The following is an 18,799-nucleotide window of genomic DNA, read 5'->3' on the forward strand; positions in this document are numbered from 1 at the left end:
AGCCTTTTTTTGTGGATAAAAAAATGGTGCACCTGGCAGGACTCGAACCTGCGACACCAGGATTAGGAATCCTGTGCTCTATCCTGCTGAGCTACAGGTGCACGCCGCTTTAAAATAATAGATATTTTTGGAAAAAATGTCAACCGAATTTAGCATTTTGATTGACAAATAAACTTTTTCTCTTGAAAATAAATAATGAATTCATAATAAGGAGGAAAAAATGAATTTTAAATCAGTAGATGAAGTTTTAGAATTTGCAATTATTGAAGAAGAAAAAGCCCACGATTTTTATATGGAACTTGCTAAAAAAACAAAAAAAGCATGGATGAAAAAAACCTTTGAACAGTTTGCTCAGGAAGAGATGGAGCATAAAGCGTTGCTTTTAAATGTAAAAGCAGGCGGCGAGTTAAAGCCAGTTGAAGGTAAAATCCTTGATTTAAAGATTCTTGAAACTCTAAAAGAAGACGATATTACCAACTTAGAAGAAATTGATTACGAAGACGCTTTAAAAATAGCAATGCAGAAGGAAAAGGAAGCCTACATGCTCTATATGAACCTTGCAGAGCAGGTTGAAGATTCAAACATTAAAAATCTTTTTATAAGGCTTGCTCAGGAAGAGGCAAATCACAAACTCCGCTTCGAAATGGAATACGACGATTATGTCTTAAGGGACAATTGATATAATTTTAAATGCAATGAATTCAAGCCCCTTTACGGGGCTTTTTTTGTTCAATAAACTCAAAAAATTTATTTTCAATTATTTTCATTCTTTTATTAAACTCTTTTGAATGCTGAGGGTTTCTTCCGTGCATGTAAAGGTGATAGTGGGTCACTTCGTGCAGATAAGTGCCGAGAATTTCATAGTCTTCAAGAAAGCCTCCCTCTCTTGCCTTTGTATAAAGAACAATGCATTCTCCCTTGAAGGCAAAAAACTCGTGGGGCTCAAACTCCCCTGCAATTTGGCAATTCCCATTAATTTTAATCTCTTCGCTAAAGTACAGGTCAATCTCCGGTAAGCCTAAAAAATCCATAAATTCTCTGTGGGTTTTTAACAAAAACTCTTTAAATTTTTCAAGACTAATACCATTACTTTTTCCCATAAGACCTCCTTAAAGGGATTTAAAGACACCTATGGAACTAAAAAGTTTCACCACTAAATTTTTCAGGGATTACACAACTATTCTAAATTAAATCTCGTTTTTCTTCAACCTATTTCTTCTTTAAGTTTTTGCCAAAAGTGTTTTTAGTTATGAAAATTAATGTGATTTAATTGTATTAAAGCCTTATATCCCTTGACTTTGGGGGGGATTTTTGCTAATTTTTAACCACATGGGCACATAGCTCAGTGGGAGAGCACTTCCTTGACGCGGAAGGGGTCGGAGGTTCGATCCCTCCTGTGCCCACCATTTTTTTTATCAGGAGTTGAAACATGGCAAAAATAAAGATTACACTGCCTGACGGGAATGTTTTAGAGGTTGAGAAGGGTTCAACCCCTCTTGATGTTGCTGGCTCTATTTCCGAGGGACTAAAGAGAAGCACTATAGCGGCTAAGTTTAACGGAAAGTTGATTGATGCATATATTCCTTTGAACGAAGACGGTACACTTGAATTGATAACAGAGAAAAGTGGAGAAGTGGCACTTGACATTTTAAGGCATTCAACAGCACACCTTATGGCTCAGGCTGTTAAAAGACTTTTCCCTGAAACACAGGTAACAATTGGCCCCACAATTGAAAACGGCTTTTACTACGACTTTGATAAAAAGGATGGATTTTCCCCTGAAGACCTTGAAAAGATTGAAGCAGAGATGAAAAAGATTGTTAAAGAAAAGATTGATATTAGAAGGGAAGAGGTTTCAAGGGAAGATGCGATTAAGATGTTCAAAGAGATGGGGGAAAACTACAAGGTTGAGTTAATTGAAGAGTTACCTGAGGGTGAAACTATAAGTATTTACAGGCAGGGGGATTTTGTTGATTTGTGCAGAGGGCCTCATGTGCCGAATACCTCTTTCTTAAAGGTTTTCAAACTCCTTTCAGTTGCAGGTGCATACTGGAGAGGGGATGAAAAAAATGCAATGCTTCAGAGGATTTACGGTACAGCATTTTTCAAGAAGAGTGATTTGAAAGATTATCTCAATATGCTTGAAGAGGCAAAGAAGAGAGACCATAGAAAATTGGGAAAAGAATTAGAACTTTTTGCCTTTGAAGATATTGTTGGCGGTGGCCTTGTTTTCTGGTATCCCAACGGGGCAATTGTTAGAAAGCAGATTGAAGATTTTATGTACAAAGAGCTTGTTAAGAGGGGATACCAGTGGGTAATCTCTCCCCACATTGCAAAATCGGATTTGTGGAAGACTTCAGGCCATTATTACTATTACAAAGAGAATATGTACAACTTTGAAATTGACGAAGAAGAATTTATTGTAAAGCCAATGAATTGCCCGTTTCATGTAATGATTTACAAGAGCAAAAAAAGAAGTTACAGGGAATTGCCTATAAGGTATGCGGAAAACGGAACTGTTTACAGATACGAAAAATCAGGCACTTTGCACGGGCTTTTAAGGGTTAGAGGCTTTACTCAGGACGATGCGCATATAATCTGCACCCCTGAGCAGGTTCACGAAGAAATAGAAAAATTAATTGACCTTGCATTGTACATTTATAAGATTTTCGGTTTTGACAAATACAAATTTGAGCTTTCTGTAAGGGATATGAGCAAAAAAGACAAGTATGCGGGAAGCGATGAAGAGTGGGAAATGGCTGAAGATTCACTTATTAAAGCACTTGAAAAGAAGGGGCTAACATTTGAGAGAATGGAAGGGGAAGCTGTATTTTACGGCCCAAAAATTGATGTTAAGCTATTCGACTGCTTAAACAGAAAGTGGCAGACAACAACAATACAGTTTGATTTTAACCTTCCAAGAAGGTTTGGCATGACCTATAAAGGCTCAGATGGGGAAGAGCATACCCCATTTATGATTCACAGGGCTATTTTCGGTTCATGGGAGAGATTTTTTGGAATGCTTATTGAGCATTATGCTGGTGCTTTCCCAATGTGGCTTGCCCCTGTTCAGGCTGTTATTATTCCAATAACAAGGGATAACAACGAATATGGTGAGAAAATCTTTGAAAGACTTACAAACCTTGGATTCAGGGTTAAACTTGACGATAGAAATGAAAAGATGGGCTATAAAATAAGAGAAGCCCAGATGCAGAAAATACCTTATATGCTAATTGTTGGTAAAAACGAAGCGGAAAACGGAACAGTTTCTTTGAGAATTAGAGGCAAGGGAGATGTGGGAGAGATTTCAGTTGATGAGCTTGTGGTTAAAATGGAAGGGCTTGTAAAGGCAAGGGCTATAGAATTAACTTGACATATTGCTGTTTTTTAGTTTATATTTAAGAGCTGATTTTTATGTAGGAGGTGTATTTATTAGTAGCAAAGGAAAACCGAAAAAGGGTAAAGGCGTAAGGGTTAACGAAGAGATCAGGGGAGACCGTTTAAGGGTTATTGACAGTGACGGTACTCAACTGGGGATCCTGTCAGCGGAGGAAGCGCTGGCAGCAGCCGAAGCAAGGGGATTAGACCTTGTGGAAGTGGCTCCCGATGCTGATCCACCTGTTTGCCGAATTATGGATTACGGGAAATATCTGTACACAGAGCAGAAGAGAATGCAGGCGGCCAAGAAGAAGCAGAAAAAGATAGTGGTTAAAGAGATGAAATTCAGGCCTAAAATTGACGAACACGACTACAACTTTAAAAAGAATCACATAATCCGGTTTCTCAAAAACGGCGACAGGGTAAAGGTTACAATCAGGTTCAGAGGTAGGGAGTTGGCACACAAAGACAAGGGTTTTGAAATCCTTGAAAGGCTGAGAGAGGAACTGGAGGAGTTTGGTTATCCTGAAGGGAAACCGACATTTGATGGTATTAACATGGTTCAGGTATTTATGCCACATAATTCAAAATCAAAATAATCGGGAGGAATCATGCCAAAGTTGAAAACTCACAGAGGGGCAGCGAAGAGATTTAAGATAAGCGCTAAAGGTAAAGTGATTATCAATCACTGCAACAAAAGCCACATTCTTACAAAAAAAGATAGAAAAAGAAAGAGAAGATTAAGACAGCACGATGTTGCTTTTGCCGGAGATGCAAAGGTAATCAAGAGATTGTTGCCATACGTTTAACACTAAAAAAAATACAGGGGTGATAAAATGACAAGAGTAAAAAGAGGACCGAGAAAAAAGAATAGAAGAAAAAAGATTTTAAAATTAGCGAAGGGTTATTATAGCTCGAGGGGTAATCTCTATAGAACCGCTAAAGAGACTGTTGAAAGAGCGCTTGTTTTTGCATACAGAGACAGAAAGAGAAAAAAGAGAGATTTCAGGTCTCTCTGGATTGCAAGGATTAATGCAGCAGCAAGAATGTATGATATGAAGTATTCAAACTTTATACACGGGCTTAAGCTTGCTGGTATTGAACTTGACAGAAAGGTTCTTGCTGACATTGCGGTAAACGACATTGATGCTTTTGGCAAACTTGTTGAAAAGGCAAAAGAAGCATTAAACTAAAATGAAACAGGTTCTTGAAAAAATAGAAGAATATAAAAAACAATTTGAAGAAGAGCTAAACAAGATAGAATCCCTCAAAGCTTTTGAAGAGCTTAGGGTTAAGTATTTAGGAAGAAAGGCAGGGATTGTAAAATCCCTGCTTGACCTTTTAAGGACAGTTGACAGAGAATTTAAGCCTAAATTAGGCCAGGAGATAAACAAGTTTAAGGTGTTTGTTGAGCAGTCTCTAAAAGAGGCTGGGGAAACAATTAAGAAAAAACAGCAGGAATTAGAAGAGAAGAAAAAATTCTTTGACATAACCCTTCCAGGTTTCAAAGGCCTTGAAGGGGGGAAACACCCCTTAACAATAACAAGGGAATTGATTGAAGAGATTTTTGTATCAATGGGTTATGATATTGCTTCAGGGCCTGAGGTTGAAAGCGACTGGTACAACTTTGAGGCTTTAGGAATCCCTAAAACCCACCCTGCAAGGGACACTCAGGACACATTTTACATATCAGAGGATGTTGTTTTGAGGACTCACACTTCAAATGTTCAGATTCATGTAATGAAGACAAGAAAACCCCCGTTTAAGGTAATTATGCCTGGCAGGGTTTATAGAAAAGACGCAGATATTACCCACTCCCCTATGTTTCATCAGATTGAAGGGCTTGTTGTAGGTGAGAATATTACATTTCAGGATTTAAAAGGCACCCTTGATACATTCTTGAAAAAGCTTTTTGGTGAAAAAGCGAGGCTAAGGTTGAGGCCTTCTTTCTTCCCTTTCACAGAGCCTTCAGCAGAGGTTGATGTATCATGCATTATGTGTGGTGGAGAAGGGTGCAGGGTTTGCAAAGGAAGTGGCTGGCTTGAAATTTTAGGGGCAGGGATGGTTGACCCTGTGGTTTTTGAAAATGTTGGCTATGACCCTGAGAAGGTTACAGGTTTTGCCTTTGGTTTAGGTGTTGAGAGAATTGCAATGCTTAAATACGGCATATCTGACATAAGGCTATTCTTTGACAATGATATAAGATTTTTAAAGCAATTCAGGTAGGGAAAAACTATGGAATTCAGTGTAAAGTGGCTAAAAAGGCATATTAAAACAGATTTAGGGCATGAAAAGATTGCAGAGATTTTAACTGAACAGGGGTTAACTGTTGATTCAATAATTGAAAAAGAAAATGATGTGATTTTTGACATAGATATTACAACAAACAGGCCTGATGCTATGAATTATTTAGGCCTTGCAAGGGAGATTGCTGCATCGGGGCATGGGGAGATTGAATATCCGGAAATTTCTGTTGAGGAAAACTCTTCATGCAAAGCTTCAGATTTTGTCTCTGTTGAGATTGAAGATTCAAGGTGCAAAAGATATGTGGCAAGGGTTGTGAAAGATGTAAAAATAGGGCCTTCTCCTGACTGGATGGTTGAATTGCTTGAATCGGTAGGCATTCGCTCTATAAACAATGTTGTGGATATAACAAACTTTGTTCTGTGGGAAATGGGGCATCCCCTTCATGCCTTTGACTACAGGTTTATTGAAGGTAAAAAGATAATTGTAAGAAGCGCAAAACAGGGGGAGAAATTCATTACCCTTGATGGAGTTGAAAGGGAATTAAATCCATCAGATTTGCTAATTGCCGATGCCAAAAGGGGCATTGCACTGGCAGGCATTATGGGTGGAGAAAACTCTGAAATCAGGGAAGATACAAAGGATGTTGTAATTGAGTCAGCATATTTTGACCCTGCAACAATAAGAAAAACCTCTAAAAGACTTGCTCTTCATACAGACTCTTCATACAGGTTTGAGAGGGGCGCAGATATTGAGGTGTTGAAAAAGGCGGCCGACAGGGCAGCTCAGTTAATGGTTGAGTATGCCGGCGGTACACTTTGCTCTGAGACGATTGATGTTTATCTGGAGAAGTTTGAGCCAAAAAGGGTAAGGCTTTACCTTGACAGGGTAAACAAAATTCTCGGGAGAAGGATTGAACCAAACTTTATCAAAAAAACCCTTGCTAACTTAGGATTTGACCTTATTGACGAGGGAGAAAATTACTTTGATTATTCAGTTCCCTCATACAGAGTGGATGTGTGGAGGGAGATTGATTTAATTGAAGAAATTGCAAGGATGTACGGTTACAACAGGTTTGATTCAACATTGCCTTTAATTGTAACTCCCGGGAAAACAAAAACAGACAGGGATAAAGCAATTGAAGTTGCCTCTGAAGAGTTGATTAAAGCAGGTTTCTTTGAGGCAATTTCTTACTCTTTTTGTTCAAAAGAGGACAATTTAACTTTAAACCCTGCTGTTGAAGATATGGTTCAAATCTCAAATCCACTTTCTGAAAATATGTCTGTAATGAGAACAACTGTTTTTGCGTCCTTGTTTTATCCATTTGCAAAAAATGTAAACTATGGCAATAGAAATGCAAGGCTTTTTGAGATAGGCAAAACCTATGTGAAAGACGGAGAACTTGCAAAAGAAGAATACTTTGTTTCCGCAATTGCAGTTTCAGGTGAGCATGGCAAAGACTGGAATGGGACAGAGTACACTATTGATTTTTACAGATTAAAAGGGATAGTTGAAACTATAGTGGAAAGGCTTAATGGTAAAAAGGTTGAGTTTGAAAATATTGATTGGCCTTGCTTTAAGAAAGGTCATGGAGCACGGATACTTTTAGATAATGAAGAGATAGGGGCAATAGGTGATTTTTCAGAAAATGTTTTAAATCACTATGAAGTTGATTTGCCTGCAGTTGGCTTTGAATTAAGCATTGACAGGATTATTGGAAAAGGCTTAAAAGAATTTAAGTACAAGCCTTTCAGCTTATTCCCTAAAGTTGAAAGGGATTCTGCTTTTATCATTGACAAAACTATAAAATTTTCCGATATTGAGAAGGTAGTACATTCTCTTGACATTCCATACCTGGTAGATTTCAGGTTGTTTGATAGGTATGAAGGGAAGGGAATACCTGAGGGTAAGGTAAGTTTAGCTTTGAATTTTGTTTTTCAGGCTGATGATAGGACTTTAAGCAGTGACGAGGTAAATCAATTGCACGAAAAAATTATTAAGGCAATTGTTGAAAACTTTGGGGCAGAATTGAGATGATAGAAAATCTTTTAAAAGAGCTTGAATACAAATTAAATGCAGTTATAGATCAGAACGGGAAATTAAAACAGGAAGTTGAATCTCTCAGAAGTGAAGTTGAAAGGTTAAGGATTGAAAACGGAGAGATGTTAAAAAAGATTGAAATTTTGAAAAACGCTGAAAAAACAGTTGAGGGTTTAATTGAGAAGGTAAACAGGCTCATTGAAAACTAAAGAGAGATAAAAATGACACTAAATAAATACAACATAGAAGTATTTGGAAAAGAATTTACTATATCCTCAAAAGAAAAAGAAGAGCATGTTTACAAGATTGTAAATTACCTTGACGCAAAAATGAGGGAGGTTTCATCCCAGACCGGGGTGATAGACTTTTACAATGTTTTGTTGTTAACTTCCATTGTCCTTGTTAACAACTATTTAACATTGTTAGGAGATTGTAATAAAAAAGAAAAAGACTTAAAGTACGCCAAAAAGATTAAAGAGTTAATTAACCTGATTGACAGTTCTTTGGAAAGAAAAGATTTCCTGTGAAACCCGTGATGGTGGGCAAATTTTGAGCCAACACCATATTTTAGGGAGTCAGATATTCCAGGGGCGAGCAGGCCTGATTGTTACAGGAAGCCCGAACTGGAATAGAGACGCCCACCTGACGAGGTCAGGGTCAAATATTGCCGCCACACGGTTTCACGGGGTTTTTCGTGGCGTAAGATGGGGAGGTTGAAATGACTATTGTACCGTGGATTATTGCAGGAGCTCTTTTCCTGATTCTGCTGGGTTTGATAGGTTTTATTGCCTATAAATCCAGAAAAGACAGACAGCTTCTTGAAACTGCCGAATATAAAGTAAAAAATATCATTGAAAGCGCAAAAAAAGAAGCAGAGCAGATAAAAAAAGCGGCAGAGATTGAAGTAAGAGAAATCAAACAACAGATTAGAGACAAGATTGAAAAAGAATTAGAAGGCAAAAGAAGACATCTTGAAGAGTTAGAGAAAAAGTTAGACAAGAAAGAGGACATTTTAGAGCAAAGGTCTAATTACCTTGACAAGAAAGACCTTGAATTGCAACAGAAGGAAAGAGAATTAAAGCAGTTGCAGGAAGGCCTTATTAAAGACAGAGAAGAATTGCAGAAATTAATTTCCAAAGAGATGGAGACTTTGGAGCAGATTTCAGGTTATTCAAGGGAAGAGGCTAAGAGAGAGTTAATGAGGTTGCTTGAAGAAGACGCTAAAAAGGATATTGTTAAAAAGCTCAGAAAAATGGAAGAAGAAGCTGAGTTTACAGCCAAAAACAAGGCAAGGGAAATTATCAGCCTTGCTATTCAAAAATCTGCCTCAGACTATGTTTCAGAATCCACAGTTTCTGTTGTGGATTTGCCTAACGATGAGATGAAGGGTAGAATTATTGGTAGAGAGGGAAGAAATATCAGGGCAATTGAAAAGGCAACAGGGGTTGATTTAATTATTGACGATACCCCTGAGGCTGTAATTTTATCCTCATTTGACCCAATAAGAAGGGAAGTTGCAAGGCTTGCACTTGAAAAACTTATTGCAGACGGCAGAATTCACCCTGCGAGAATTGAAGATGTTGTAGAAAAGGTAAAACTTGAGCTTGATGCAGAAATCAAAAAAGAGGGTGAAAACACTGTATTTGAATTAGGAATAGGAGATATTCACCCTAAACTTATAAAATTAATTGGAAGGTTGAAGTACAGAACTTCTTATGGCCAGAATATTTTGCAGCACTCTAAAGAGGTTGCATACATTGCCGCTTTCATGGCTCATGAGTTAGGGGCAAATGTTAAGGTTGCAAAGAGGGCTGCACTTCTCCACGATATAGGAAAGGCTATTGACAAAGAGGTTGAGGGAACACACGTTGAAATAGGTGTTGATTTGTTGAGGCGTTTCGGCGAATCTGAAGAGGTTATCCATGCTGTTGAGGCACACCACGGAGATGTTGAACCAAAGACAGTTGAGGCGGTTATAGTTCAGTCTGCGGATGCTTTAAGCGCAGCAAGGCCTGGCGCAAGAAGAGAAATTCTGGAAAGTTATATAAGAAGGCTTGAAAAGCTTGAAGAAATTGCTTCCTCTTTTGAAGGGGTACATAAATCCTATGCTATTCAGGCAGGAAGAGAAATCAGGGTTATTGTTAACAGCGACCTTGTTGACGATGATAAAATCTACTGGCTTTCAAAAGAGATAGCAAGAAGGATTGAAGAAGAGTTAGATTATCCGGGACAGATTAAGGTAACCATTATAAGGGAAACAAGGGCTGTTGAGTACGCAAGGTAAAAAATGAAAATTCTCTTTATTGGTGATATTGTCGGAAAAACAGGCAGGGCTTCGGTAAAGGAAGTTCTGCCTGTTCTTTTTAAGAAAGAAAATATCGATTACACAATTGCAAACTGCGAAAACCTTGCCCACGGCAATGGAATTACAGAGGAAACAATTCAGGAGATGAGGCAGGCAGGGATTAACTGTTTTACCTCTGGAAACCATATATTTGATAAAAAGGCTGCTTTAGAATTTATTGAAGACTATCCAGATGTTTTAAGGCCGTTAAATTATCCCCCTTCAGTTCCCGGCAATACATACAGGATTGAAAAACTGCCTGGTAACAAAACACTTTTAATAACAAATTTGCTTGGAAGGGCTTTTATGCCTCCAATTGACTGTCCTTTCAGGGCTTTAGAAAGGTTGCTTGAAGAAAAAAAAGCTGATTACATTTTTGTTGACTTTCATGCAGAGGCAACGGCAGAAAAGGCAGCTTTTGCAAATTACTTTGATGGTAAAATCGATATTGTTGTTGGCACCCATACCCATGTTCAAACTGCAGATGAGAGAATGCTTCCCAATGGCACCCTTTTTATTACCGATGTTGGAATGTGCGGTGCGTCAGACTCAATAATAGGGGTAAAGAAAGAGGGTGCAATAAAGAGAATGGTTACAGGATTGCCTCAAAGGTTTGAGCCTGCCGGAGGAGACTGGTGGTTTTGTGCAGTTATTGTTGAATTAGATGATAATATAAGAAGCATAAAAAGAATTTTCTTTAAATCAAAAAAGGAGTTTGAGGAATGGAGATTGAAGAATTAACTATAGAATGGTATGACAATGGCGAATTGGTTGTTGAGGAACTTGATAAGTTTGTACTGTCAAAGGGTGGTGCATGGGTTACCGTTGTTTACCTTTACAGGGAAAAGGGTAGGGACGGTGAATTTGGAGAAAAGAAGATAAGGCTTGTAAAGTACCAAAAGAGAAACGGGAAATACAATGTCCACTCTAAATTTAACATTACAAATGAAAAACAGGTAAAAAAGCTTGTTGAGAAGCTTGAAGAGTGGTTTAAATAGGATTTTAAATTGAGGAAGAAATCCTTAGGCCAGCACTTTCTCACAAACCCACAGATTGCAGAGAAAATTGTTTCATATTTGAATAGCGGGATAACCTGCGTTGAGATTGGTGCAGGCGAGGGGATTTTAACCAAACATCTTATTGAAAAATTTGAAAAAGTTATAGTTATTGAAAAAGATAGTGAATTAATCCCTTTTTTAAAAGATAAATTTAAAGAAAAATGTGAGGTTATAAACGGCGATGTTTTAACTGATGGGGAAAAAATCTTTTCAAAGCTTGAAAGTTTCTATGTTGCTTCAAACCTTCCATACAATATTTCTTCGCCTGTAACAATTTTACTTTTGAAATTTTACAAAAAAATTCCGCAAATGGTGTTAATGTACCAGAAAGAGGTTGCTGACAAGATTTCAAAAGAAGTCTCCCTTCTTTCCTGTGCAGTTTATCCCTATTATAATGTAAAAGAGGTATTAAAATTAAAGCCCGGTGCTTTTTCCCCACCCCCCAAGGTGGATTCGGCTGTTCTGTTTTTTGAGAGAAAGGAAAATATTTTAGATTTTAATTTTAAAAAGTATCTTAATTTTCTTAAAGTTGCTTTTCAAAACAGGAGAAAGGTTTTGTTTAAAAAATTAATGGGAATGATGGAAAGGGATAGGCTAAAAGTTATTTACTTGAAAATGAATTTAAGGGAAGATATTAGAATAGATGGTATGAGCATTGAGGAAATTTTTAAGTTGTACCTTGAGGTGTCAAATGAAAAAAATTAAATTTTTTCTTTTATCTCTTTTTCTGGTTTTATTTATTTCCTGCGGTGGTGGAAGTGCAAAAATTTCAGCAAATTTAAATCCACAAAATTACCCATTTTTAGGAAGCGGTAAATTTGAAGGCAGTTACTTCCCAACACAATCTTTCAGGGAATGCACCCCTGAAGAGGTGGGGATGGATTCAAAAAAACTCGTTAAGGTTTACAATTACGCAGCCAACCCAAACATAAAAACAGAAGGTTTAATAATATTGAGGCACAACTATATCGTTTTTGAAACATACTTGAATGGTTTTACCCCAGACACTTTGCACGAAAGCTACTCTATTGCAAAGAGCATATCGTCTTGTTTAACAGGGATTGCAATAGACAAAGGCTATCTTACAGATGAAAATGTATTTGTGAAGGATTTTTACCCCCAATGGGATGACCTTCCAGATTCAGATTGCAGGAATAAAATTACTGTAAAAAATCTGCTTACAATGACAAGCGGGCTTGAATGGAACGAACACGATTACTATGGAGATACATCTCAAAACGACGCTTTTATAATGTACCAGAGCGCAGACAATTACCTTGAATATGTTTTAAGCAAAAACTGTATTCACCAACCTGGTTCCTTTTTCAACTATTCAAGCGGGGATTCAATGCTTTTAAGCGGAATATTGAAAGAGGCAACAGGGGAAGATGTTGAACAGTTTGCCGTTGAAAACCTCTTTGACAAAATTGGGATAGAGAGACATTACTGGCAGAGGGATAATGCAGGAAATGTTATTACAGCGTGGGGGATAGGTTTAACCTTAAGGGATTATGCAAGGTTTGGTTTGCTTTACCTTCATAAGGGTAACTGGGATGGCAATCAGATTGTAAGTAGAGAGTGGGTTGAAAAATCAACATCTCCAGCCTATCAAAACATTAACTGGTACGGTTATTCATTCTGGCTAATGCCTGTTTTCTCTGATTATCAAAATTATAACCTTCCCTCTGATATTTACCTTGCATGGGGTATTCATACCCAGCAGATTTTTGTAATCCCTGATTATGACATTGTTGCGGTAAGGCTTGGGAACGACAATGACCCTGAGCATGATGACTGGGTTGAAACAGAGTTTTTAAAACTTGTAATAGATTGCGTGAAGGATAAATAAAATGAAGCATAAGAAAAATTTAAAACCAGTTAGAAAAAACATGTTTAGTTGTTATGTTGAAAAGGAAAGGTTTTTAGGCCAGCCTACAAAAGACCTTGCTGATTTTGTTGCATGCAAAAAGGGAAGTTTAAGGAAAACTCTTATCCTTTCCCTTGCAAGTTTGCTTGAGAGTGTTGACCATATAAATGACTTTGACTGTTTCAGGGCATCCGGGAAGTTAGACGAATTTTTGAGAATGCTTGAGTTATCAAAAGAGGATTCAATAACCTTAAAGTTTTTAATACTGGCATTTTTTGAAAAACACAGTGAAAATTCAAGCGGAATTGAAATCCCGCAGGACGATGTGATTTCACTGAGAAAGGGCAGGCTTTTTGAGGAGATACTCTATAGAATTGGGCCTGTAAAAAGGGGTGATGTTGATTTATTATCCATGCATTGCCAGCCTATGCTTAACAGAGAGGTTCTTGAGATAAAGTGTGGAAGAGATACTGTGACAGGGAAAAACCTTGATGTCGTTTTCTGGGGTAAGGATTATATTGAGGGGTATGAGTGCAAATCATGTGTAAATTACTTTATTGATTTAGGTAAATCTCATGCTGAAAAGGGCAAAAAGGTAAGAGAAAAAATCAGATACTTAAACCAGCTTGCAAAAACATTGAAAAACTATTTCAAAGAGGTACACATTATTCTTGCAAGTTTTTCACCTGAAGAAGATTTAAAAAGACAGATACCACTTTTAAGGCAGTGGGTTTCTGAATGTGATGGAGATTCAACATTATACTTCAAAGTTATGGGAATAGAGAAAATAATTGATTGTATAGATAAAAAATCCTTTTAGGGGGCTTTAATGGAGAAAAAAGACAACCTTTTTAAGCTTTCAATAGCAGCATTGGGGATTGTTTTCGGGGATATAGGTACAAGCCCTCTCTATGCAATAAAAGAGTGTTTTTACGGTGAATATGGAATTAAGGTTGATTCTTTAAATATTTTAGGGGTGTTATCCCTTATATTCTGGGCATTAACCCTTGTTGTAAGTATTAAATACCTTGCTTTTGTTTTAAATGCCAACAACGATGGTGAAGGCGGTATAATGGCTTTAACCTCTTTGGTTAATCCAAGAGACCCTAAAAGAACAGGTAGAAAGAGGCTTATTCTTATAACAATTGGGATTTTTGCTGCTTCTCTTTTGTACGGAGACGGAATGATTACCCCGGCAATTTCTGTAATGAGTGCTTTAGAGGGTCTTGAGGTTGTGACAGATAAATTTATCCCCTATGTTGTGCCTATGACTATTGCTATTCTTGTTATTCTATTTATGTTTCAAAGTAAGGGCACGGCAAAGGTTGGCGGCCTTTTCGGGCCAATTGTTTTTATCTGGTTTATAGTTCTTGCGATTTCAGGGGCTTACCATATAGTTGATAATTTGCATGTTTTTAAGGCGTTAAACCCCTATTACGGGATAAGCTTTTTTATTAGGAACAAACTTCACGGTTTTATGGTTTTAGGCTCTGTATTCCTCGTTGTAACCGGTGCTGAAGCAATGTATGCGGATATGGGGCATTTTGGAAAAACACCAATAAGGCTAACATGGGGAACAATTGTTTTTCCTGCTTTGGTGTTAAATTACTTTGGTCAGGGGGCACTGCTATTGAATCACCCTGAATTTATTAAAAACCCGTTTTTTTCAATGATGCCTTCCTATCTTTTAATACCCTCTGTAATTCTTGCAACAATGGCAACAATAATCGCTTCTCAGGCTGTAATTACAGGCTCTTTTTCCCTTACAATGCAGGCGGTTGAAATGGGTTATCTTCCAAGGTTAAAGATAATTCACACCTCAGCAGCTCAGGAAGGGCAAATCTATGTTCCCATTGTAAACTGGATTTTAATGATTGCCACAATAGGGCTTGTTATTGGGTTTGGCTCTTCAACAAAGCTTGCAGGTGCATACGGTGTGGCTGTAACCTCAACAATGCTTGTTACCACAATTCTCTTTGCCGTTGTGGCAATTGAGAGATTTAAGTGGAGTAAAACAAAGGTGTTTGTTGTCTGCGGTATTTTTGGAATTGTTGATTTAATGTTTTTCCTGACAAACTTAGGGAAAATTACACACGGGGCATGGTTTCCGTTGCTTGTTGGTGGTGTGTTCTTTACCCTTCTTGTAACCTGGAAGAGGGGAAGGGAAATACTCTATGAAAGGTATAAAAACAGCGTTATAAAGTTAGATGATTTCAGACAATCAAAGCCTTTTAAAGATGCGGTAAGGGTTAGAGGAAACGCATTCTTTTTAGCAGGTACAGCCGATGTTGTGCCAAGGGCACTGTTGCACAACCTTGAACACAACAAGGTTGTCCACTCTCAGGTAATTTTCCTTCACTTTATTACGGAAGAAATTCCAAGGGTGCCAAATAGCAAAAAAATAGAAATACAGGATTTAGGTTCAGGTTTTAAGTATGTTGTTGCAAGGTTTGGTTTTATGGAAGACAAAAACTTTCCGAATGTTGTTTCTCTTGTAAAGCAACAGGGTATAGATATTGACGAAGATGACATTAGCGTATTTTTAGGAAGACAAAAGATAATAGTAAGCGATAAAAAGGGAATGGCAAGGTGGAGAAAGAGGCTTTACATCAGGCTTTCAAATATGGCTGTTGACGGCATAGAGTACTTTCACATACCTGTGGAAAAATCAATTGAAATAGGTGTGCCGTTAGAATTGTGATGCTCAAATAGTTTTCAATTTTTCAAATCCCCTATTTTTTGTTGACTCACTCTTTTTTGTTATAATTGTCAGGCAAGAAAACTGATGGAGTTTTTATGAAAATAGCAATAGGACAGTTAAATCCTCGCATTGCAGACTTTGAATACAACTTTTCTCAAATAATTGAGTTTGTAAAAAAGGCAGAAAAAGAAAATTGCGATTTAATACTCTTCCCGGAGTTGTCTCTATGCGGTTATATGCCGGAAGACATTATTTTTCAGCACGATTTTTTGTTGCAAACAGAAAATTACATAGAAAAAGTTAAACAGTTGAGTAATAAGGTTTCCATTCTTACAGGATTTGTTGAGAAGAATACCGGGAAGGGAAAGCCTTTTTTCAACGCTGTTGGTTTTTTTGAAAAAGGAATGTTAAAGGGTATTTACAGAAAAAGGCTTCTTCCAACATACGATGTGTTTAATGAAAAGAGATACTTTGAGGAAGGGAAAGACAACTTTGTTTTTGAAATAAAAGGCAAAAGAATAGGGGTAACAATTTGTGAGGATGGATGGAATACTGAATTTTCCCCGGCATACGGTTTATACCAATTAGACCCTATTGAGGAAACGGTAAAACAGGGCTGCGACATAATCTTAAACATTGCCGCTTCCCCTTTTTACTACCGCAAGGTTTTTTTAAGGGAAAAGATGTTTTCCAATATTGCAAAGAAATATAATAAGCCTTTAATCTTTGTAAATCAGGCAGGTGGAATGGACGGGATTATATTTGACGGAGATTCCTGTTTCTTTGATAGAGATGGAAAAATAATAAAAAAGGCAAAGCGATTTGATAAAGACTTTGTTGTCTGGGATACAGAAAAAGAAAAAGGGGTAACTTCTCCTATTGAAAACGACGAAAACCAATTGATTTTTGATGCACTTGTTACAGGAGTGAGGGATTTTATTTCCAAAATTGGGGCAGAGAGAGTGCATTTTGGCTTAAGCGGGGGGATAGATTCAGCCCTTGTTGCAGTAATTACCAAGTATGCATTGGGGAAAGAGAATGTTACTGGAATTATGCTTCCTTCCCCATATTCAAGCAAATCAAGCATTGATGATTCTGTGAAACTTGCGGAGAATTTAGGGATTAACTTAAAAAAGATAGAGATAACACCGTACTTTGAAACATTAAAGAATTTTCTCCCTGAAAAAATAGGGAATCTAAAAGACATAACAGAGCAAAATTTACAGGCAAGGTTGAGGGGCTTGATATTAATGGCCTATTCAAACAACAATAATTCAATACTTTTGAATACGGGGAATAAGTCAGAGCTTGCTGTTGGCTATGCAACCATATATGGGGATATGTGCGGGGCATTGGCTGTTTTAGGGGATTTGTACAAAACAAGGGTATATTCCCTTGCAAAATGGATAAATGAAAAATTAGGTAATATAATCCCTGAAAGTATAATTACAAAGCCCCCTTCAGCAGAGTTAAAGCCGGGGCAAAAGGATGAAGATAGTTTGCCCCCTTACAATACCCTTGACCTGATTCTTGAAAATTACATTGAAAACTGTCTATCAGCACAAGAGATTGTAAAAAAAACAGGTATTGATGAGAATACAGTAAAATATGTGTTAAATCTGGTGCATAAATCTGAGTTTAAAAGAAAGCAGGCTGCACCTATTTTAAAGGTAACATCAAGGGCATTTGGCACTGGATTTAGATTTCCAGTTAGTTCTAAAATAAAGATTCAGGGGGTATTATGAAATTAAAAGATAAAATTGCTGTAATTACCGGCGCAACAGCGGGAATAGGTAAGGCAACGGCAGAGTACTTTGCAAGGGAAGGTTGCAACCTTGTTCTAATTGCAAGAAGGGTTGAGAGGCTTGAAGCATTAAAATCAACACTTGAGGAAAAATATAAAGTAAAGGTTTTTATTGGAAAGGTTGATGTTTCAGACTTTTCTCAGTGTGAGGCTTTCTTTAACTCGCTTCCTGATGAATTAAAGGCACCAGATATTCTTGTAAATAATGCCGGGCTTGCTTACGGTATGGAAAAACTTATTGAAAAGCCTGTTGAAGACATAGATAAAATGTTTGATGTAAATGTAAAAGGATTGATTTATATAACAAACCTATTTGTGCCTCAAATGGTTAAAAAGGGTAAGGGAAGTATTGTCAATGTTGGCTCAATAGCAGGAAGAGAAGTTTATCCCGGCGGTAATGTTTACTGTGCAACAAAGCATGCTGTAAAGGCATTATCTCGTGCTTTAAGGATTGAACTTGTTGACACTCCTTTAAGGGTTATAGAGATTGCCCCTGGGCTTGTTGAAACAGAGTTTTCAGTTGTGAGGTTTAAAGGAGATAAAGAGAAAGCGGCAAATGTTTATAAAGGCTTAACCCCTCTTTATCCAGAGGATATTGCTGATTTAATTCTCTACACTGTTACAAGACCGCCTCATGTCCAGATTAACGAGGTTATAATAATGCCTACAAATCAGGCAACAACAACAATAATTCACAGGGAGAACAATGAATAAAGAATTTCACTGGGAAAGATACCTTGAAAATTTATTAAGGGAAAAAACTGAAAGGGAAGCAGCCGCTTTGTGGAAGCATTCAGGAGGAGGAATTCCCTTTGATTACAGGTTTGAGCATGTAATGGCTGTTGTAAAGCATGGCAAATTCCTTCAAAGGCATGAAGGTGGAGATTTAAAAGTAATTGTGGCAGCGTGCTATCTTCACGATATAGGCAAAAGTTTTTTTATAAAAGAGGGGAAAAACAAGCACCACGGTTACAAAAGCGCCGAAATGGCAAAAAAGATTTTAAAGGATATAAACGACTTTTCAGATAGTGAAATAGAGCATGTGGCAGAGGCTATAAGAAATCATGTCGGGTTGTTTAAAGACAACAAAAATAGATGCCTTGAAGGGAAAATCCTCTGGGATGCTGACAAATTAACAAAGGTTGGAGCATTATCCCTTGCCCATTCCCTTGCTATAGCAGGTGCTTTTGGTGGAATTGATACAAAGGGGATTGTGGAAAGGGGATTAAAGTGGGCTAACCTTGTTCCTGACATTGTTAAGGGATTTCACACTGAAACTGCAAAAAAAATAGGTAAAGAAAGGGCTGAAATTTTGATATCATTTTATAAACAGTTAGATAACGAATTTAGATTGGAGTAAGCT

20 protein-coding genes, 2 tRNA genes and 1 other RNA gene are annotated in these 18,799 nt (G+C 37.5%); 21 read left to right on the forward strand and 2 right to left on the reverse strand.

Going from position 1 to position 18,799, the window contains the following annotated elements; genetic code table 11:
- Positions 1 to 24: 24 nt before the first annotated feature.
- Positions 25 to 101, reverse strand: a tRNA-Arg gene (locus TTHT_RS00525).
- 119 nt (positions 102 to 220) lie between these two features.
- Here TTHT_RS00525 and TTHT_RS00530 point away from each other — a divergent pair.
- Positions 221 to 679: a ferritin family protein gene (locus TTHT_RS00530; protein WP_201328088.1), complete on the forward strand. Its 459-nt coding sequence runs from the start codon at positions 221 to 223 to the stop codon at positions 677 to 679.
- Between the two features lie 22 nt (positions 680 to 701).
- Here the strand turns inward: TTHT_RS00530 and TTHT_RS00535 are convergent, their stop codons facing one another.
- Complete coding sequence (locus TTHT_RS00535; protein ID WP_201328089.1) at positions 702 to 1,100, reverse strand: SprT-like domain-containing protein; 399 nt, start codon at positions 1,098 to 1,100, stop codon at positions 702 to 704.
- Positions 1,101 to 1,331: 231 nt separating this feature from the next.
- Here TTHT_RS00535 and TTHT_RS00540 point away from each other — a divergent pair.
- The 20 genes from TTHT_RS00540 to TTHT_RS00635 all read left to right on the forward strand — a co-directional run bounded on the left by TTHT_RS00540 (position 1,332) and on the right by TTHT_RS00635 (position 18,796).
- Positions 1,332 to 1,406: transfer RNA gene (locus TTHT_RS00540), tRNA-Val, on the forward strand.
- A gap of 23 nt (positions 1,407 to 1,429) precedes the next feature.
- Positions 1,430 to 3,373 (forward strand): threonine--tRNA ligase, encoded by a 1,944-nt coding sequence (gene thrS / locus TTHT_RS00545; protein ID WP_201328090.1) that lies wholly within the window; start codon positions 1,430 to 1,432, stop codon positions 3,371 to 3,373.
- Between the two features lie 4 nt (positions 3,374 to 3,377).
- Complete coding sequence (gene infC / locus TTHT_RS00550; protein WP_236578194.1) at positions 3,378 to 3,977, forward strand: translation initiation factor IF-3; 600 nt, start codon at positions 3,378 to 3,380, stop codon at positions 3,975 to 3,977.
- 12 nt (positions 3,978 to 3,989) lie between these two features.
- Entirely contained in the window at positions 3,990 to 4,187 is a 198-nt protein-coding gene (rpmI, locus tag TTHT_RS00555) for a 50S ribosomal protein L35 (protein WP_201328091.1), read from the forward strand.
- Between the two features lie 27 nt (positions 4,188 to 4,214).
- Positions 4,215 to 4,571: a 50S ribosomal protein L20 gene (gene rplT, locus TTHT_RS00560; protein WP_201328092.1), complete on the forward strand. Its 357-nt coding sequence runs from the start codon at positions 4,215 to 4,217 to the stop codon at positions 4,569 to 4,571.
- 1 nt (position 4,572) lies between these two features.
- Positions 4,573 to 5,604, forward strand: a complete 1,032-nt coding sequence (gene pheS / locus TTHT_RS00565) for a phenylalanine--tRNA ligase subunit alpha (protein ID WP_201328093.1) — start codon at positions 4,573 to 4,575, stop codon at positions 5,602 to 5,604.
- Between the two features lie 9 nt (positions 5,605 to 5,613).
- Positions 5,614 to 7,659, forward strand: a complete 2,046-nt coding sequence (gene pheT / locus TTHT_RS00570; protein WP_201328094.1) for a phenylalanine--tRNA ligase subunit beta — start codon at positions 5,614 to 5,616, stop codon at positions 7,657 to 7,659.
- A complete protein-coding gene (locus TTHT_RS00575; RefSeq protein WP_201328095.1) occupies positions 7,656 to 7,871 on the forward strand; it encodes a hypothetical protein in 216 nt (71 codons plus the stop codon). The genes pheT and TTHT_RS00575 overlap by 4 nt, the downstream gene beginning before the upstream one ends.
- 12 nt (positions 7,872 to 7,883) lie before the next feature.
- The gene (locus tag TTHT_RS00580; protein ID WP_201328096.1) at positions 7,884 to 8,189 is read left to right on the forward strand and encodes a cell division protein ZapA; all 306 of its coding nucleotides are present in this window, start codon (positions 7,884 to 7,886) and stop codon (positions 8,187 to 8,189) included.
- Positions 8,178 to 8,355, forward strand: a non-coding RNA gene (gene ssrS / locus TTHT_RS00585) — 6S RNA. The genes TTHT_RS00580 and ssrS overlap by 12 nt, the downstream gene beginning before the upstream one ends.
- A gap of 25 nt (positions 8,356 to 8,380) precedes the next feature.
- A complete protein-coding gene (rny, locus tag TTHT_RS00590) occupies positions 8,381 to 9,946 on the forward strand; it encodes a ribonuclease Y (protein WP_201328097.1) in 1,566 nt (521 codons plus the stop codon).
- A 3-nt stretch (positions 9,947 to 9,949) separates the two neighbouring features.
- Positions 9,950 to 10,747 carry a TIGR00282 family metallophosphoesterase gene (locus TTHT_RS00595; protein WP_201328098.1) on the forward strand — a complete coding sequence of 266 codons (798 nt, stop codon included), beginning with the start codon at positions 9,950 to 9,952 and terminating at the stop codon, positions 10,745 to 10,747.
- Positions 10,729 to 11,004 (forward strand): hypothetical protein, encoded by a 276-nt coding sequence (locus TTHT_RS00600; protein WP_201328099.1) that lies wholly within the window; start codon positions 10,729 to 10,731, stop codon positions 11,002 to 11,004. Before TTHT_RS00595 ends, TTHT_RS00600 begins: the two co-directional genes overlap by 19 nt.
- Before the next feature lie 9 nt (positions 11,005 to 11,013).
- Positions 11,014 to 11,769, forward strand: coding sequence for a 16S rRNA (adenine(1518)-N(6)/adenine(1519)-N(6))-dimethyltransferase RsmA (gene rsmA, locus TTHT_RS00605; protein WP_201328100.1), 756 nt, complete (start codon positions 11,014 to 11,016; stop codon positions 11,767 to 11,769).
- Positions 11,756 to 12,913, forward strand: coding sequence for a serine hydrolase domain-containing protein (locus tag TTHT_RS00610; protein WP_201328101.1), 1,158 nt, complete (start codon positions 11,756 to 11,758; stop codon positions 12,911 to 12,913). Before rsmA ends, TTHT_RS00610 begins: the two co-directional genes overlap by 14 nt.
- A 1-nt stretch (position 12,914) precedes the next feature.
- Positions 12,915 to 13,751, forward strand: a complete 837-nt coding sequence (locus TTHT_RS00615; protein ID WP_201328102.1) for a hypothetical protein — start codon at positions 12,915 to 12,917, stop codon at positions 13,749 to 13,751.
- A gap of 9 nt (positions 13,752 to 13,760) precedes the next feature.
- Positions 13,761 to 15,632: a potassium transporter Kup gene (locus tag TTHT_RS00620; protein WP_201328103.1), complete on the forward strand. Its 1,872-nt coding sequence runs from the start codon at positions 13,761 to 13,763 to the stop codon at positions 15,630 to 15,632.
- Between the two features lie 95 nt (positions 15,633 to 15,727).
- Positions 15,728 to 17,377, forward strand: coding sequence for an NAD+ synthase (locus tag TTHT_RS00625; RefSeq protein WP_201328104.1), 1,650 nt, complete (start codon positions 15,728 to 15,730; stop codon positions 17,375 to 17,377).
- Positions 17,374 to 18,150, forward strand: a complete 777-nt coding sequence (locus TTHT_RS00630; protein ID WP_201328105.1) for an SDR family oxidoreductase — start codon at positions 17,374 to 17,376, stop codon at positions 18,148 to 18,150. Before TTHT_RS00625 ends, TTHT_RS00630 begins: the two co-directional genes overlap by 4 nt.
- The gene (locus TTHT_RS00635; RefSeq protein WP_201328106.1) at positions 18,143 to 18,796 is read left to right on the forward strand and encodes an HD domain-containing protein; all 654 of its coding nucleotides are present in this window, start codon (positions 18,143 to 18,145) and stop codon (positions 18,794 to 18,796) included. Before TTHT_RS00630 ends, TTHT_RS00635 begins: the two co-directional genes overlap by 8 nt.
- Positions 18,797 to 18,799: the final 3 nt, after the last annotated feature.

Source organism: Thermotomaculum hydrothermale (assembly GCF_016592575.1).
GTDB lineage: Bacteria > Acidobacteriota > Holophagae > Thermotomaculales > Thermotomaculaceae > Thermotomaculum > Thermotomaculum hydrothermale.

What these genes read in the sequence shown, in the direction of transcription:
- TTHT_RS00530 (WP_201328088.1), top strand. Translation starts at nt 221, where the DNA reads ATGAATTTTAAATCAGTAGATGAAGTTTTAGAATTTGCAATTATTGAA.
- TTHT_RS00535 (WP_201328089.1), bottom strand. Translation starts at nt 1,100, where the DNA reads ATGGGAAAAAGTAATGGTATTAGTCTTGAAAAATTTAAAGAGTTTTTG.
- thrS (WP_201328090.1), top strand. Translation starts at nt 1,430, where the DNA reads ATGGCAAAAATAAAGATTACACTGCCTGACGGGAATGTTTTAGAGGTT.
- rpmI (WP_201328091.1), top strand. Translation starts at nt 3,990, where the DNA reads ATGCCAAAGTTGAAAACTCACAGAGGGGCAGCGAAGAGATTTAAGATA.
- rplT (WP_201328092.1), top strand. Translation starts at nt 4,215, where the DNA reads ATGACAAGAGTAAAAAGAGGACCGAGAAAAAAGAATAGAAGAAAAAAG.
- pheS (WP_201328093.1), top strand. Translation starts at nt 4,573, where the DNA reads ATGAAACAGGTTCTTGAAAAAATAGAAGAATATAAAAAACAATTTGAA.
- pheT (WP_201328094.1), top strand. Translation starts at nt 5,614, where the DNA reads ATGGAATTCAGTGTAAAGTGGCTAAAAAGGCATATTAAAACAGATTTA.
- TTHT_RS00575 (WP_201328095.1), top strand. Translation starts at nt 7,656, where the DNA reads ATGATAGAAAATCTTTTAAAAGAGCTTGAATACAAATTAAATGCAGTT.
- TTHT_RS00580 (WP_201328096.1), top strand. Translation starts at nt 7,884, where the DNA reads ATGACACTAAATAAATACAACATAGAAGTATTTGGAAAAGAATTTACT.
- rny (WP_201328097.1), top strand. Translation starts at nt 8,381, where the DNA reads ATGACTATTGTACCGTGGATTATTGCAGGAGCTCTTTTCCTGATTCTG.
- TTHT_RS00595 (WP_201328098.1), top strand. Translation starts at nt 9,950, where the DNA reads ATGAAAATTCTCTTTATTGGTGATATTGTCGGAAAAACAGGCAGGGCT.
- TTHT_RS00600 (WP_201328099.1), top strand. Translation starts at nt 10,729, where the DNA reads ATGGAGATTGAAGAATTAACTATAGAATGGTATGACAATGGCGAATTG.
- TTHT_RS00610 (WP_201328101.1), top strand. Translation starts at nt 11,756, where the DNA reads ATGAAAAAAATTAAATTTTTTCTTTTATCTCTTTTTCTGGTTTTATTT.
- TTHT_RS00615 (WP_201328102.1), top strand. Translation starts at nt 12,915, where the DNA reads ATGAAGCATAAGAAAAATTTAAAACCAGTTAGAAAAAACATGTTTAGT.
- TTHT_RS00620 (WP_201328103.1), top strand. Translation starts at nt 13,761, where the DNA reads ATGGAGAAAAAAGACAACCTTTTTAAGCTTTCAATAGCAGCATTGGGG.
- TTHT_RS00625 (WP_201328104.1), top strand. Translation starts at nt 15,728, where the DNA reads ATGAAAATAGCAATAGGACAGTTAAATCCTCGCATTGCAGACTTTGAA.
- TTHT_RS00630 (WP_201328105.1), top strand. Translation starts at nt 17,374, where the DNA reads ATGAAATTAAAAGATAAAATTGCTGTAATTACCGGCGCAACAGCGGGA.
- TTHT_RS00635 (WP_201328106.1), top strand. Translation starts at nt 18,143, where the DNA reads ATGAATAAAGAATTTCACTGGGAAAGATACCTTGAAAATTTATTAAGG.